This window comes from Mesorhizobium sp. AA23 (assembly GCF_001672435.1).
In the GTDB taxonomy this organism is placed as follows: domain Bacteria; phylum Pseudomonadota; class Alphaproteobacteria; order Rhizobiales; family Rhizobiaceae; genus Mesorhizobium.
Genome location: NZ_LYTP01000017.1, coordinates 18,740 through 31,178, shown reverse-complemented (window position 1 = coordinate 31,178; position 12,439 = coordinate 18,740). Strand labels below are relative to the sequence as shown.

Genomic DNA, 12,439 nt, shown 5'->3' with positions numbered 1-12,439 from the left:
CCACCCGGCCCGCCCAACTCGGGCGTGGGCGCATGGCAAACAGCACAGATTTCAGCAAGAGCCCTAAGCCGCGCAAAGGCATGCCGAGCCCGCGTCTTGGCGAAAGCGAATTCAAGGCACGCTATCTGAGACAATTCTACGATCCGGCCTTTCAGCCGGAGGCGGATGCCATTGGCAGGCTGGCCGAGATCGCCTGGCAGGCCTACAGCGAAGAACGCAAGGCACCGATCACCAGAAAGGCGGGACAGGGCTTCCACGATCCGGACTATGATCTCTCCGTCGACTGGTTCGCCGCGCACGAAGCGGTCGAAGCGGCACAGCGCCGGTACGAGGACAAGACCGCGCCGTCCCGCATCCTGCTCATAAACGGCTCCTCGCGCAGCGAGCACACGTGCCCGGGCGAAATGTCGAAGACCTTCCGCCTTGTCGAGTTGGCGCGCAGCGCCATTGCAGCAAGACCGGGCTTCGCGATCGAGGTTCTCGACCTTGCGCGGCTCGCCTCCGAATACGGCCGCAGGATCTTTCCCTGCAAGGCGTGCTTCTCGACGGCGGCCGCGCTCTGCCATTGGCCGTGTTCCTGCTACCCCAATCATTCGCTCGGGCAGGTCAGTGACTGGATGAACGACATCTATCCGCTCTGGGTCGAGGCGCATGGCGTCATGATCGTCACGCCGGTCAACTGGTTCCATTCCTCCTCGCCGGTGAAGCTGATGATGGACCGGCTTGTCTGCGCCGACGGCGGCAATCCCGATCCTTCGCTGACGCAGGGCAAGGATGCCGCGCTCGCCAAGAAGGTCGAGCTTGCCGGCTGGGACTATCCGCGCCATCTCGCCGGCCGGCTGTTCTCCGTAATCGTGCATGGCGACACCGAAGGTGCCGGAAGGGTGCGCCACAGCCTCGCCGACTGGCTGCGCTCGATGAAGCTCGATCCGGTGGGCGAGGCTGCCGAGCTCGACCGCTACATTGGCTACTGGAAGCCCTATGCGACGAGCCATGACGAGCTCGACGCCGACCATGCCGTGCAGACGGAAGTCCGCAATGCCGCGCTGGCGCTCGCCGAAGCCGTCGAGAAGCGTCGCGCGGGTTCGTTCCAGACCATCGGAGCCGGGCTCGAGGATCCGCGCCCCAAATAGCCGACGAGGAGAAGCAGCCGACGGGAAGGAAGATGCAGCGCTGGTTCCAGGAAGCCTGGGTTGTGCTGAAAGAGAGCATCACCGGCTATGTCAACGACAATGCGCTGAGCCATGGCGCGGCGATGGCCTTCTACGCCACGACCTCGCTGGCGCCGATCCTTCTGATCGTGGTAGCGATCGCGGGCGTCGTCATCGGCAACGACGCCGCGCAGCTCGCGCTTTCGGCTGAGTTCGCGGGGGTGATGGGCCCGCAGAGCGCCGAACTCCTCACGGCGGTGATCGAGACCGCCGCGCATCGCGGGTCCAGCACGCTGGCCACCCTCATCGGGCTGATCACGCTGCTTGTCACCGCCTCCGGCGTCTTCGGAGAGATGCAGCAGTCGTTGAACGAGATATGGAAGGTCAAGCCCAGCGGCGTTTCGCTTTCGCGCCTGGTGCGGGCGAGGGCGGCAAGCCTCGGGCTGGTGGCAGCTCTTGGCTTCATGCTTCTGGTGTCGCTCGCCGCAAGCACGGCGATCTCGGCGCTGAGTGAGGTCATCAACCAGCACCTGCCGTTCGGCGAGCTGATCGTGAGCGCGATCAACACGATCGTCTCCTTCGTGCTGATCGCGCTGCTCTTCGCGGCGATCTACAAGGTCCTGCCGGACCGCAGGCTCAAATGGCGCGACGTCGGCGTCGGTTCCATCGTCACCGCGCTGCTCTTCACCATCGGCAAGTCGCTGATCGGCTGGTACATCGGCACCAGCGCCATCGGCACGTCCTATGGCGCTGCCGGCGCGCTGATGGTCGTGCTGGTCTGGGTTTACTATTCGGCACAGATTTTCCTCTTCGGTGCCGAGATCACCCGCGCCTATTCGGTGCGGAGCGGCAGCCGGCAGGATCTCGCGCCCGTGGTGGCGGCCAGCGACGAAACGTCAAGGTCAGGCAGGTCACCGCAACCGGGCGTGCCGGACGGCGAGGTCGTCAGATGGATCGTCCTCAGCAGCCTGATCACGGTGCTGGTCTCGGAGTTCCGGCGCTGGCGGCAGGGGTGACGCTGCTGGCCGCCGGTTCGAGAGTTGGCCGTTCTCTGCCTGTCGCTCCTGCTGACGCTTTTCGACTTCGTAGGAAAGCCAGCGGCAGAACATCCCGATGATCGAGGTGGCGGCGCCGCCAAGCAGGCAGGCAATCAGCAACGGATTTTGCGAAACGTGCTCCCAACTGACGATCGCCAGCAGCATCACGCTTACCGTTGAGATCGAATAGCCTATGCCTTTGAGCAGATGCAGCGACGATATGGTCATCCCGGCCCGCCTTTCAGGTGCAACAATCAGCGGCAACCGAAGTTCCATGCACCCAGTGCCAGGCGCTTGGCAGCGGTTTCGCCGCTGTGTGCGAGCCGTTGAAACCTTGTCCGGCCGAATGCGTTGCCTCACGTATCAATCGCGGGAGGAAGTCGTCACGATGCCAAAGACAGGGCCAGGTTGGGAGCAGGCCTATCAACCGCTCGAATTCGCCCAAAAGCACGGCCTGACCCTGAGGCAGGCTGAGATCGTCATCCAGACCAATGGACCGTCCAAATACAAATGCGATCTGGCGGCTCCGATTTTTCTCAAGGCGCTGAAGCAGCTCGCAAAGAATCGCGGGACGCCTGGCCGGCAAGCAGCATCAGTGTCGGCTTTTGAGGAACCGGGCTTCGCGCAGCAGCGAAGGCCAGTCGGTTCCGATTAGCTTGATCAACTCGCGGGCATCGTTTTCCGAAATGTCCGCGTCCTTTGCCAACCGGTGGGCGAGCATTTGGACATCGGCCTCCGTTTGCTGCACCTGCTTTCCATCATTTCCAACCATGGCGCGCCTCCTCTCAGACAAGAACTTTCGAGGTGGCCGTATGTTTCATTTTGGCGGCAAGAGGCAGGGCGCCGGCGAACCTAAAGTTCGCGCCGGCTTGCGCTACTTGCGTTTGGCCTTGAGCTTTTCACTCAATTCGACCGGATCGCGGCAGCCGTTCTCAAACAAAATCAGCGCGTGCCTTGCCGCATGAAGCCGCTCCTCACTGTCCGACGGTATGCGAAATGTGCGGCAGTAGTCGTCGAGAGCGGCTGCGAGGATGACCAAATCCTCGGGGTCGAGGAAACCCGGAAAAACCATAGCTCTCCCTCCCGATGACAGGTGAAAGTGAAAGCGTGGTCCGCGCTTACAAACGCTGGCCTGGGTTTGGGAGTTGCGGATAAGCGCTGGCGGCGGGGTCACATGTTGTGTCACCCTGCCATCAAGCGGAACCTTCTCGCGTCACGGACGGAGCGGTTTGGAACCCCGGGCTTTGCCGCCGAGCACAGCACTTGTGATCCTGGCCGAAGTCCGCTGCGGGTTTGAGAAAGATCGTATCCGATCGCCCGAGGCGATGGCGCCTAGCGCTTCCGCTTTCCGGCGCCGGAAGGCTTAGGCCCCACGGTCACGAGCGCCTCGCGCATTATCCGCAGGGCTTCATCGGGGGTAAGGCCGCATTTGCGGGCAAAATAAATCGCTTCGGAAGCCTCCGATCGCGAGGCTGCGGCGATAACGGACAAGGCCGGTCTCGATTTCTTCTTGGCCATCGGTTCACCGTGCCGCGAATCGCTTAGTCAACTAATATAACGTCCCTGTTCTGAAATCAAAATTTCTGGCTTTCGACGCCGCAGCCCCGATCGGGGCTGCGGGCTCATTTCATCCGGCGGCGGATCTTACCAGCCCTGGCGATTCGCCCAGTCGTCGATGTCGCGGCGGATGCGATCCTTCTCGATGCCGTAGCGCTCTTGGATCTTGCCTTCGAGCTGCTCGCGGTTGCCGGCGATGCGGTCGAGGTCGTCATCGGTGAGCTTGCCCCACTGTTCCTTCACCTTGCCCTTGACCTGCTTCCAGTTACCTTCGACGCGGTTCCAATCCATGGTGCAGACCTCCTTTGTGTTTGCGTAAATGCTAACGACTGCGCGGGCCGCGGGTTCCTGTTTTTCGGCCGGACACGAGGGAACATTTGAACGCTGCTCATGTTCTGCCGCAGTATGGCGCGCCGTCCCCTGCAAGGCGTGCCGGCGGACCGGGTCGGGACCCAATCCTGCCCGTCTCGTTGTCCCGTTGGGGCGGGCTTCCAATAGATCGAGGAGATCATGCTTTACCAGGCAGCGAAGATCGCCGAAGAGGCCCATCGCGGCCAGAAAGACAAGACCGGCCGTCCCTTTATCGAACATCTGAGACGCGTCGCCGATGCGGTCGAAACGCTTGACGAGAAAACCGTCGCCTACCTGCACGACGTGGTCGAGAAAGGCGAGGGGTGGACGCTCGATCGGCTCGAGGCCGAGGGCTTCGGCTTTCCGGTCGTCGCCGCCGTCGACGCGCTGACGAAAAGAATGGACGAAAGCGAGCACGACTTTGTCTGCCGTGCGGCGTCCAACGAGCTTGCGCTGCCTGTCAAGCAGGCGGACCTCAAGGACAATCTCTGGCAGGCGCACCAGGCGGGCATCGACCCCGAGAAGTACGAGAACGGACTGCGCCTGCTCGACGAGTTGACCAGCGAGTGACTGGAATTGCTCTAGCCCTTGTCGCTCACCTGCAGCAGATCCGCCGACTCGGGTGAAAGGAGCGAGCGTTCTCGCAACGCCTTTTCCAGGTCGTTGCGGCTGTCAGCCGGGCAGGCGTCGGGCAGGTCGAGCGCCGTCAGCGCCTCTTCGTCGAATTCGATGGCCCCGCCATAGAGCTGAGCCACCTGCATCACCAGACTCTCGATATCCTCGCGGGCAATGTTCTCAGCGAGATTCATCAGCCTGATTTCTTCCGACAGTTGGATAATGTTGACGATGCCGTTTTCCCGCAAAGCCCGCTGGACCTTGTGGTGAGCGTCGTTGCGCAACCGGTCGGAAAATCCTCGTAACATCGGAAAAACCTCCTTTCGCGGCGGTTCATCCCTCTGCCGGCCATAATGCGCCGACGTCGCTCGGTTGGCAACTAAAAAATGGAAAAGCTGTAAAAAAATCAACAAGTTAGCATAGACCGGCAAATGCGGTGTAGCCATATCGTTAGCACCGCCAGCGTCCCCCGCCTTTGTTGTCTCGCATGACCTTGACGTCTTTTGAGCCGAATCCTACTTTTACTGGCAGTGAGTGACATACTCATTCGTGTCATGACCTGCGGGAGGCTAGGGTGGTTGAATTGGAGCGGCCGCAAAGGCTGCAGATCATGTTGACGGAAGAGGAACTGGCGGCAGTCGAGAACTGGCGGTTCGAGAAACGCATGCCGAGCCGCTCGGCCGCCGTGCGCGAGCTTCTGCGAAGGGGCCTCGCATCCGAAGGTTTCCTGACAGCCGAGACCGGCATGAAGTCGCAGGATTTCGGCGTGCTGGATCCAGCAAAGGGGAATGGCGAAAATCCTGACCCCTCCAAGGCTTAGCCGCTTGCTATGAGATTCGGCCGCGCTAACTAATGCCCATGGTGACATCCGGGGGCAGGGAATTTGAAGATGCCAGCGCCAATGCGCGTCTGGCCGCCATTGTCGATTCGTCCTTCGATGCCATCATCGGCAAGGATCTGAACAGCACCATCACCGACTGGAACCGCGCGGCAGAACGCATGTTCGGCTACAGCGCGGAGGAAGCCATCGGCCAATCGATGCTGCTCCTTATCCCCGAGCATATGCACGACGAGGAGACCGACATTATCAGCCGCATCCGCCGGGGCGAGGGCGTGGCAAATCTCGACACGATGCGAAAGCGCAAGGACGGCTCGCTCGTTGCCGTTTCGGTAACGGTGTCGCCGATCAGGAGCCTTGCGGGCGAGATCGTCGGCGCCTCCACGATCGCGCGCGACATCACCGCCGCAAGGGAAAATGAGCGCCGCATCCGGCTCCTGATGCGCGAGGTCAACCACCGTGTGAAGAACCAGTTCGCGGTGATCCTGTCGATGGTCAGGGAAACCAACAAGCGTTCTGCCAGCCCCAGCGAGTTCGAGGAGATGATCCGGGCCCGGATCATGGCGCTGTCGCGCTCGCACGATCTGCTGGTCACCTCGGAATGGGCAGGCGCCAGTCTCTTCGACCTGATCCAGGAACATCTGAAACCGTTTGGTCATGAGGAGCGCATCTCGCTTTCCGGCCCGCTTTTGACGCTGCAGTCGAATGCCGTGCAGAATCTCGGCATGGCCTTCCACGAGCTTGGCACCAACTCGTCGAAATATGGCGCGTTGGCAGGCGAGGGCGGGCATGTCGAGATCACCTGGACGGTCGAGACCGGCCCGAAGGCGCAGCGCCACTTTCACCTTGTCTGGCAGGAGAGGTCGAATGGCCATGCCAATGGCGAGCCGGACGAGACGGCGCGCAAGGGTTTTGGCACCGTGGTGCTGCAGCGGGTGGCGCCGCAATCCCTCAGCGGCTCCTCCAGTCTCGAGCGCTCGTCCGGTGCGTTGAAATGGTCGCTGACGGCACCGCTAGAGGCCATTGTCATGCCGCAGCTCGGCGCCGAGAGCGGAAGCGACTTCTACGGATGACAGTCCGTTCCTCACCTCGAAGGGCTTTCCCGTAAAAGGGACGGCCCGGCCCGATCCAGCGGGAGCTTGAGCGGGCCGCCACGGCGCGCAATACGGCTGCCGCGGAAGGTTCCCTTGTCGCTCCGTAAAAATGTATTACATCATGTAACATAGCGTGCGCATTGCACGCGATTGCAGTTGCTTTGGTCTGGCTTCATCGATGGAGGTTGTCATGGCAAGCAAACTGATGGAAGAAAGGAAGAGCAAGGACTGGGTTATCCTGGTCCTCGCGATCTGCCTGTTCATCTCACCCTGGGTCATCGGATTCACCGCGGCAATGATGCCCGCGTGGAACGCCTGGATTGTTGGCGTCCTGCTCGGTGCGCTGGCGCTCGCGACGCTTTCGGTGTTCGCCGAATGGGAGGAATGGGTAAATCTCGTGCTCGGGCTCTGGCTGATCGTGTCGCCCTGGCTGCTGGGCTTCGCGGCGGACAGGAACGTGATGCTCACGCACGTCATCCTTGGCGTGCTCGTGGTCGCGGCATCTGCCTGGGCCGTCTGGGACGTCCGTCATCCCCACGCGCATGCGTGAGCGGTGATTAAGGGAGCCCGCCGCGCAAGCGGCGAGCTCCTTTGAAAAGACAATTCCAGGAAAAGCGTGCAGCCGGTTTTCCGGCCGGAACTGCATGGAAGACCAATCGGGGCACGGGGCTGAGCAACGGTTGCGACCTCACGCAATTGCTGCAACCGGAAACCTTTTCGTGCATTCTTGGGAATGGCACCGATGCTCCATCCCGATCAGCCTGCCAAATGCTGCTCCTATTGCGGCGGCCGCGATCACGAGTTCGAGGCGTGCCCGAAGCGCAAGGCCGACGCCGAGAAGGAAAAGCCGCTGCGGCAGCCCGAGCCGGCCGGCCTGCTTCAGACTGACCTGAGCACCGCCAACCTGCCAGGGCAATCTAGAGAGCGTGGCGCTTTAGTTTCGCGGCCTTGCGCAGATCGTCGTTCATCCGAGTCTGCCAGCCGGGACCTTGGGCGCGGTAAGCGCTGACCACATCGGGGTCGAGCTTCAGCGAAACGGCCACTTTCTTGACTTCGGCGCGCGGGCGGCCCGGCTTGCGGCGCGGCAATGTTTCCGCAGGTTGCGCATCCGGGTCCGCCAACGCCGCCGCCCTGATCGCCGCATCTTCCTGTTCGGACATGCGCGAAAGCGCGGCCCGGGCGATGGCGAGGGCTTCCTCTCGGGTGCGCTTCGGCGGGATTGCTTCCCGGTGCACGAGCGCGGAGCGGGAACGACTAGATGTTTTCGACATAACTCTCGATCTCCTTCTTCGTGGCCCGTCGCAGCGAAATCACGCGGATCGTTTCGCTGCGCTCGACATAGACCATCACACAGACTGACAGGCCGATGATCCCGGTGGCGACCAGGCGTTCCTCGCCATAGTCCGTGCTGTCGTCGATGGCGACGACCGCGTTGGCGAATCGAATTCCGGAGCGAGCTCGAAATCGATGCCGTGCTTGGCCTTATTGATCTTAGCCTTTGCGGCATCCCATTCGAAACGCATCGCCCCCGCCCGTCTCGACAATTAAGGTATATACCGAAATTACTCTTTGATTGCAAATATTCTTGTAGTCATTCCCTTAGCGCATGCGCCGCTGCATCGGCGAACGAGATGTCGCCCTTGATCTCACGCATCGCCATCGAGGTGACGGTGCGGCGCACGCCGGGCAGCCGGCTGAGCTCCTCGCGCAGCATTCTGTCCAGCGCCCGCATGTCGACGGTGACGATCTGCAACAGATAGTCGGCCTCGCCGGTCGTGGCGTAGCAGCGGCGGATCAGCGGGTGCTTCCTCACCGCCGCCTCGAAGGCGTCCGACACCTCGAAGTCGATCGACACCTGGATGAAGGCCTCGATGTCAAAGCCGATCGCTGCCGGATCGATGCGGGTGGAATAGCTGCGGATGATGCCTTGAGCCTCGAGCGCCTTCACCCGTTTCCAGCACGGCGTCTTGCTCAGTCCCACCTCTTCGGCCAGCTCGCCGAAGGAGATGCGCGCGTCGCGCTCGAGTGCTGACACTATCTTGCGGTCAAGTGCATCAAGCATGATCGTTCTCCAATGTCGCGGCAATGGACGGTAATCGTACTCCAATTTACGCCGTTTGGATAACAGAAAGGAACAATGTTCAAGCCGGAAGCGCTATCCTTGGCTGCCTGCCGAACATGCCCGCGCGAGGAGGATGAACCATGGACAAGTCGGACTATCACGCCCGCATCGAGGCGCCCGAAATGCGCGACTACGGCGTCTATCTCAAATGCGACCAGCTGCTCGCCTGCCAGAAGCCGCTCTCGCAAATGGTCAATGCCGACGAGCTGCAGTTCCAGATCGTGCACCAGGTCGAGGAATTGTGGATGAAGCTCATCGCCTACACGCTGGTCGACGTGCTCGACTATCTGGAGAGGCAAGACACGCACCGCATCATCACGCTGATGGGCCGCGTGCACCGGCTGGTGCGCATGATGACGGCGCAGCTCGATCTGCTGGAGACGATGTCGCCCAAGGAGTACCAGCAGATCCGCCTCGAGCTCGGTAATGGCAGCGGCCAGGAATCGCCAGGCTTCAAGCTTATCCTGCGCCTGCCGCCGGACCTCTGGCGAGCCTTCAAGCATTCCTATCTCGACGGCCGCGGGCTTTCCGTCGAGGACGTCTACGACGCTCACTACGACCATGGCGATGCTTATGTCGTGGCCGAGGCGTTGATCGAGTTCGACGAGCTGTTCCAGAAATTCCGCGCCAACCACCTCTATCTCATCCACCGCTCGATCGGTCTTGGCGCCAAGTCGCTGAAGGGTCGCCCGGTGGAGATCCTGGAAGGCGGCGCCCGCCACCGCTTCTTCCCCGAGCTCTGGGACATACGCTGCGACATGACCGACCGCTGGGGTGCGGCCTACGGCACCGTGCGCGACTCGATCAGCCACCCGCCGCACGCGAAGGCGGGCTGAGCTTTTCTCGCCCCGCGCGAACAGGGGAGAGGTGGCGCGGCGTAGCCGCGAGGGAGAGCGCCCTCGTTGAGCGCCGAGCTTGGCTGTGGGCTCGCCGTCTGGCGGTTCGTCCCGGCGTCGCCGGCGCCTCACCGGCTGCTGCGCGGCGACTCTCCGCGGCCTGCAGTGGGGGTGAGGAAACAAGTGAAGCAAAAATTCCAGCCCCCTGTCGGAATCATTGCCCTTCCTCCGTCCTTGGGGCATCAACAGCTTCGAACCGGAGGGACAACGTGGAAACGCAATCGGCCTGGCAGACCGCCGCCATTCTCATCGCTCGCCTGATCTTCGCCGCCGTCTTCGCGATGGCAGTGACCTTCAAGTTCATGGATATGGGCGCCACCGCTGGCTACATCGCCGCCGCCGGGTTTCCGTTCCCGCTGTTTCTCGCCTGGTGCGCGGCGATCCTGGAGGTGCTTTTGGTGATCGCCTTCCTCACCGGCGCCTTCTTCACGCCGGCGGCGCTGGTCGCGGCAGTTTATGTGATCTTCCTCGGCTTTTCATTCCACGGCCCGTCGCACTGGACCGGCAACCAGGCCGAGTTCGGCTTCTTCGTCGATCATTTCACTTTCCTCGCCGGCCTTTTCTTCGCCGCCGTGCATGGGCCGGGCAAGTTGCTCGCCGTCCGACAGGGTTGGCCGGGCCGGGCGTGAGGCGCCGCCACTTCACATCTGATCGTTATAGGGTTCCTTCATCTGCCCGACCATGCGCGCCAGCTTGGAGAAGGAAGGCATGTCCGCTTCCGGCTGGCATTGGTTGGCGAGCTCGAGCAGGCGGATCGGGAAGTTGATCGCATCGCGGTTCGACGCCGAAATCGCCTCGGACCGGTCCTCGCCTGTCTCGACGGCCTCGGCCTTGCGCAGCGCGATGTCGATCTCCTCGACCGTCAGCACCCCCTTGCGCACCAGAGTATGGTTGATTGCCGCGACGGCCATCAGCAGGCCCTCGAGTTGCAGATTGGCGACGTTCATGGCGCTTCCTCCCATTGACCTCGCTTGAAAACGCATGAGCGGCGTTTCCGATCCGGGACCGCCTTAGGCCTCCATCAGGCGCACGCCGTATTCGGCCCAGAGCTGCTTGATCTCGCAGGCGCCCAGCGGCGGGGTCGAGCGATCTCCATAGGAGATGGCCACGGCGCTCAGATCATATTGGCCGTCTGCCTCGGCGATGAAGCGGATGGCTTCGCCAAGCGGGCGCGAATGGAAGACCGGATCCGCCTGGCCTCGGCCAAGACTGCGAACGCCTGAAATACCTGCTGGCGCATGCCGCATCCGAAAGACCGATGCCATGGCGGATTTGTCCATGCCCGCTCTCCGCGATTCCCCTTGGGGAATGATTCCATAAGGTCCGGCTAATGACCAGCCCAACCGGGCACACCAACGACAACCGGGCACACCAACCCGCCGCTATGGAAAGGCCGGGCTCTGGGCCCGGCCTCCTTCAGCGGCCTGCGCTGCGGCGGCCGTGGGGGCGCGATTGCTCTATCGGGTCCAGGGGCGGGCCCAGTCGTGGTCTGTGTCCGAGTTGCGCGCCATCGCCATGCCGATCAGCAAGCCGACCAGGCCGCCAAGAACCATGGCGGTGGAAACGGTGCCGGGATTCTGCTGCACGGTTTCGGAAACGCTCTGGGCCTGGCTTCGCAACTGCCTTGCCGCGCGTGAGGCGCGATCGCTCGCGCCGCCGTAGAATTCAGAAGCTCGGTCGGCCGCGCCGCTGTAGAGGCCGGAGGCCCGGTCGGCCGCGCTCTGGTACCACCCTTGCGTCGCACTGGCGGCTTCCTCGGCCTGATCGGCAAGCGCGCGGTTGAGCCGGCTCACCTCGCGCTTCAATTCGGCGATCTGCTTCCTCATCGCCGCTTCCGAAGCGGCTGAAGATCTGGCGCTGGTGCGCGAAGCGCTGCCGCTGCGGGCAGCGCTGCTGCGGCTCGGATTGCTTCGCTCTGTGCCGCCGCCCTGGGACGTCGAGCTGCCGTTGCGCGCGGCTGCTGCGTTCGTGTCCTTACCCTGGTTGGTTTCATCGTCTGCCATGGGTCTCTCCTTGCTGAACTCTGCAACGGCTCACGCCCGACCTTGCAACGGCTCACGTCCGCCATGGTTCCCTTCCAAGCAAAGGGCCGTGGAGCGGAACTCCACGGCCCTCGCGCGACGAAACTGCCGCGTGTCGTTACTACTTGCCGCAATGATTATCGTTGACCGACGGCGATGCCGTGCCAGGCGACGTGTGAGTTACATCCGGCTGGGCGCCCTGCGGCGTCGCGGGGCAATTCCGATCGGCGTTCGAATTCATGCCGTCCGTGGTGATGCTGCCCGTCGTGCCTGTATCGGGCGCCATCTGATCGGGCGGCGGATTGGCAGGCGTGGTGGGGTCCACCGTGATGCTCTGGCCGCTGCCCGCCGTGTCGGCGGTACCGCCCGTTGAATTCTGAGCCATCGCAGCCGTAGCCAGACCGATGGTCAGAGCCGATGCCGCAAGAATCTTGATGAGCATGATCTTCTCCTTCTTGTGCGAGATCGTTTCTCTGTTCGGGAGTCTGTCGCGTCGCGACTAAGGGTGGAACCCCTCGGCCCGGAGGTGGTTCCGAGAAAAAATTTCTGGAACTTCCACAATTTATCGGTGCGCGAGCGAAAGTCGCTTTCCCGGCAAGGCTGCAGACAAGCAGCTAGGAAAATTTACCTAAGAGCCTTGTCAGGTGAGGGCAGCTCTGCTATGATTTTATCCATGGTGCTGATTTGCGCCAACGACCCGCCAGCCGGCGGGTTTTTTTGTGGCTCCTCACCTTGGGGGCTTCGCCAGCTGGCGAGG

Annotated in this window: 20 protein-coding genes; 8 read left to right on the top strand and 12 right to left on the bottom strand. The window is 62.4% G+C overall.

Annotation, left to right across the window (positions count from 1 at the left end; all coding sequences use genetic code 11):
- Positions 1 to 32 precede the first annotated feature (32 nt).
- Both A9K66_RS16200 and A9K66_RS16195 read left to right on the top strand, forming a co-directional pair.
- On the top strand, positions 33 to 1,133 hold the full coding sequence (locus A9K66_RS16200) for a flavodoxin family protein (RefSeq protein ID WP_067325235.1): 1,101 nt from the start codon (positions 33 to 35) through the stop codon (positions 1,131 to 1,133).
- 32 nt (positions 1,134 to 1,165) lie between these two features.
- Complete coding sequence (locus A9K66_RS16195; RefSeq protein ID WP_067325232.1) at positions 1,166 to 2,167, top strand: YihY/virulence factor BrkB family protein; 1,002 nt, start codon at positions 1,166 to 1,168, stop codon at positions 2,165 to 2,167.
- On the opposite strand, the gene A9K66_RS30340 is transcribed toward A9K66_RS16195, so the two are convergent.
- The 5 genes from A9K66_RS30340 to A9K66_RS16175 all read right to left on the bottom strand — a co-directional run bounded on the left by A9K66_RS30340 (position 2,063) and on the right by A9K66_RS16175 (position 4,036).
- Positions 2,063 to 2,464 (bottom strand): hypothetical protein, encoded by a 402-nt coding sequence (locus A9K66_RS30340; protein ID WP_141247079.1) that lies wholly within the window; start codon positions 2,462 to 2,464, stop codon positions 2,063 to 2,065. The two genes, A9K66_RS16195 and A9K66_RS30340, sit on opposite strands and share 105 nt — an antisense overlap.
- Before the next feature lie 316 nt (positions 2,465 to 2,780).
- The gene (locus A9K66_RS29590) at positions 2,781 to 2,960 is read right to left on the bottom strand and encodes a hypothetical protein (protein ID WP_082953924.1); all 180 of its coding nucleotides are present in this window, start codon (positions 2,958 to 2,960) and stop codon (positions 2,781 to 2,783) included.
- Positions 2,961 to 3,062: 102 nt separating this feature from the next.
- Positions 3,063 to 3,260, bottom strand: a complete 198-nt coding sequence (locus tag A9K66_RS16185; RefSeq protein ID WP_067325226.1) for a hypothetical protein — start codon at positions 3,258 to 3,260, stop codon at positions 3,063 to 3,065.
- 260 nt (positions 3,261 to 3,520) lie between these two features.
- Positions 3,521 to 3,706 (bottom strand): hypothetical protein, encoded by a 186-nt coding sequence (locus A9K66_RS16180; RefSeq protein ID WP_067325223.1) that lies wholly within the window; start codon positions 3,704 to 3,706, stop codon positions 3,521 to 3,523.
- A gap of 126 nt (positions 3,707 to 3,832) precedes the next feature.
- The gene (locus tag A9K66_RS16175; protein WP_067325220.1) at positions 3,833 to 4,036 is read right to left on the bottom strand and encodes a CsbD family protein; all 204 of its coding nucleotides are present in this window, start codon (positions 4,034 to 4,036) and stop codon (positions 3,833 to 3,835) included.
- Positions 4,037 to 4,255: 219 nt separating this feature from the next.
- On the opposite strand from A9K66_RS16175, the gene A9K66_RS16170 reads away from it, so the two are divergent.
- Positions 4,256 to 4,666, top strand: a complete 411-nt coding sequence (locus tag A9K66_RS16170) for an HD domain-containing protein (protein ID WP_067325217.1) — start codon at positions 4,256 to 4,258, stop codon at positions 4,664 to 4,666.
- Between the two features lie 11 nt (positions 4,667 to 4,677).
- Here the strand turns inward: A9K66_RS16170 and A9K66_RS16165 are convergent, their stop codons facing one another.
- Positions 4,678 to 5,157 (bottom strand): hypothetical protein, encoded by a 480-nt coding sequence (locus tag A9K66_RS16165; protein WP_127335287.1) that lies wholly within the window; start codon positions 5,155 to 5,157, stop codon positions 4,678 to 4,680.
- A 128-nt stretch (positions 5,158 to 5,285) separates the two neighbouring features.
- On the opposite strand from A9K66_RS16165, the gene A9K66_RS16160 reads away from it, so the two are divergent.
- From A9K66_RS16160 to A9K66_RS16150, 3 genes are all read left to right on the top strand, one after another.
- On the top strand, positions 5,286 to 5,531 hold the full coding sequence (locus A9K66_RS16160) for a hypothetical protein (RefSeq protein WP_067325210.1): 246 nt from the start codon (positions 5,286 to 5,288) through the stop codon (positions 5,529 to 5,531).
- Positions 5,532 to 5,563: 32 nt separating this feature from the next.
- Positions 5,564 to 6,622, top strand: coding sequence for a PAS domain S-box protein (locus A9K66_RS16155; protein ID WP_067325207.1), 1,059 nt, complete (start codon positions 5,564 to 5,566; stop codon positions 6,620 to 6,622).
- A gap of 211 nt (positions 6,623 to 6,833) precedes the next feature.
- Entirely contained in the window at positions 6,834 to 7,193 is a 360-nt protein-coding gene (locus tag A9K66_RS16150) for an SPW repeat protein (RefSeq protein WP_066999436.1), read from the top strand.
- Positions 7,194 to 7,560: 367 nt separating this feature from the next.
- Here the strand turns inward: A9K66_RS16150 and A9K66_RS16140 are convergent, their stop codons facing one another.
- On the bottom strand, positions 7,561 to 7,914 hold the full coding sequence (locus A9K66_RS16140) for a BrnA antitoxin family protein (RefSeq protein WP_245307556.1): 354 nt from the start codon (positions 7,912 to 7,914) through the stop codon (positions 7,561 to 7,563).
- A gap of 320 nt (positions 7,915 to 8,234) precedes the next feature.
- Complete coding sequence (locus tag A9K66_RS16135) at positions 8,235 to 8,705, bottom strand: Lrp/AsnC family transcriptional regulator (RefSeq protein WP_067325198.1); 471 nt, start codon at positions 8,703 to 8,705, stop codon at positions 8,235 to 8,237.
- Positions 8,706 to 8,845: 140 nt separating this feature from the next.
- Here A9K66_RS16135 and A9K66_RS16130 point away from each other — a divergent pair, with 140 nt between their 5' ends.
- Complete coding sequence (locus tag A9K66_RS16130; protein WP_067325194.1) at positions 8,846 to 9,601, top strand: tryptophan 2,3-dioxygenase family protein; 756 nt, start codon at positions 8,846 to 8,848, stop codon at positions 9,599 to 9,601.
- A gap of 269 nt (positions 9,602 to 9,870) precedes the next feature.
- Entirely contained in the window at positions 9,871 to 10,290 is a 420-nt protein-coding gene (locus A9K66_RS16125; protein ID WP_067325191.1) for a DoxX family protein, read from the top strand.
- Between the two features lie 12 nt (positions 10,291 to 10,302).
- Here the strand turns inward: A9K66_RS16125 and A9K66_RS16120 are convergent, their stop codons facing one another.
- The 4 genes from A9K66_RS16120 to A9K66_RS16105 form a co-directional block, all read right to left on the bottom strand.
- Positions 10,303 to 10,608: a hypothetical protein gene (locus tag A9K66_RS16120; RefSeq protein ID WP_066999393.1), complete on the bottom strand. Its 306-nt coding sequence runs from the start codon at positions 10,606 to 10,608 to the stop codon at positions 10,303 to 10,305.
- A gap of 63 nt (positions 10,609 to 10,671) precedes the next feature.
- Positions 10,672 to 10,941: a hypothetical protein gene (locus tag A9K66_RS16115; protein WP_067325187.1), complete on the bottom strand. Its 270-nt coding sequence runs from the start codon at positions 10,939 to 10,941 to the stop codon at positions 10,672 to 10,674.
- A 177-nt stretch (positions 10,942 to 11,118) separates the two neighbouring features.
- A complete protein-coding gene (locus A9K66_RS16110) occupies positions 11,119 to 11,664 on the bottom strand; it encodes a hypothetical protein (RefSeq protein ID WP_067325184.1) in 546 nt (181 codons plus the stop codon).
- A gap of 139 nt (positions 11,665 to 11,803) precedes the next feature.
- On the bottom strand, positions 11,804 to 12,124 hold the full coding sequence (locus A9K66_RS16105) for a hypothetical protein (RefSeq protein WP_067325182.1): 321 nt from the start codon (positions 12,122 to 12,124) through the stop codon (positions 11,804 to 11,806).
- Between the last annotated feature and the right edge of the window lie 315 nt (positions 12,125 to 12,439).

Coding starts and splice junctions, on each gene's coding strand:
- A9K66_RS16200 (WP_067325235.1), top strand. CDS start 33: ATGGCAAACAGCACAGATTTCAGCAAGAGCCCTAAGCCGCGCAAAGGC.
- A9K66_RS16195 (WP_067325232.1), top strand. CDS start 1,166: ATGCAGCGCTGGTTCCAGGAAGCCTGGGTTGTGCTGAAAGAGAGCATC.
- A9K66_RS30340 (WP_141247079.1), bottom strand. CDS start 2,464: ATGGAACTTCGGTTGCCGCTGATTGTTGCACCTGAAAGGCGGGCCGGG.
- A9K66_RS29590 (WP_082953924.1), bottom strand. CDS start 2,960: ATGGTTGGAAATGATGGAAAGCAGGTGCAGCAAACGGAGGCCGATGTC.
- A9K66_RS16185 (WP_067325226.1), bottom strand. CDS start 3,260: ATGGTTTTTCCGGGTTTCCTCGACCCCGAGGATTTGGTCATCCTCGCA.
- A9K66_RS16180 (WP_067325223.1), bottom strand. CDS start 3,706: ATGGCCAAGAAGAAATCGAGACCGGCCTTGTCCGTTATCGCCGCAGCC.
- A9K66_RS16175 (WP_067325220.1), bottom strand. CDS start 4,036: ATGGATTGGAACCGCGTCGAAGGTAACTGGAAGCAGGTCAAGGGCAAG.
- A9K66_RS16170 (WP_067325217.1), top strand. CDS start 4,256: ATGCTTTACCAGGCAGCGAAGATCGCCGAAGAGGCCCATCGCGGCCAG.
- A9K66_RS16165 (WP_127335287.1), bottom strand. CDS start 5,157: ATGGCTACACCGCATTTGCCGGTCTATGCTAACTTGTTGATTTTTTTA.
- A9K66_RS16155 (WP_067325207.1), top strand. CDS start 5,564: ATGCCCATGGTGACATCCGGGGGCAGGGAATTTGAAGATGCCAGCGCC.
- A9K66_RS16150 (WP_066999436.1), top strand. CDS start 6,834: ATGGCAAGCAAACTGATGGAAGAAAGGAAGAGCAAGGACTGGGTTATC.
- A9K66_RS16140 (WP_245307556.1), bottom strand. CDS start 7,914: ATGTCGAAAACATCTAGTCGTTCCCGCTCCGCGCTCGTGCACCGGGAA.
- A9K66_RS16135 (WP_067325198.1), bottom strand. CDS start 8,705: ATGCTTGATGCACTTGACCGCAAGATAGTGTCAGCACTCGAGCGCGAC.
- A9K66_RS16130 (WP_067325194.1), top strand. CDS start 8,846: ATGGACAAGTCGGACTATCACGCCCGCATCGAGGCGCCCGAAATGCGC.
- A9K66_RS16120 (WP_066999393.1), bottom strand. CDS start 10,608: ATGAACGTCGCCAATCTGCAACTCGAGGGCCTGCTGATGGCCGTCGCG.
- A9K66_RS16115 (WP_067325187.1), bottom strand. CDS start 10,941: ATGGACAAATCCGCCATGGCATCGGTCTTTCGGATGCGGCATGCGCCA.
- A9K66_RS16110 (WP_067325184.1), bottom strand. CDS start 11,664: ATGGCAGACGATGAAACCAACCAGGGTAAGGACACGAACGCAGCAGCC.
- A9K66_RS16105 (WP_067325182.1), bottom strand. CDS start 12,124: ATGCTCATCAAGATTCTTGCGGCATCGGCTCTGACCATCGGTCTGGCT.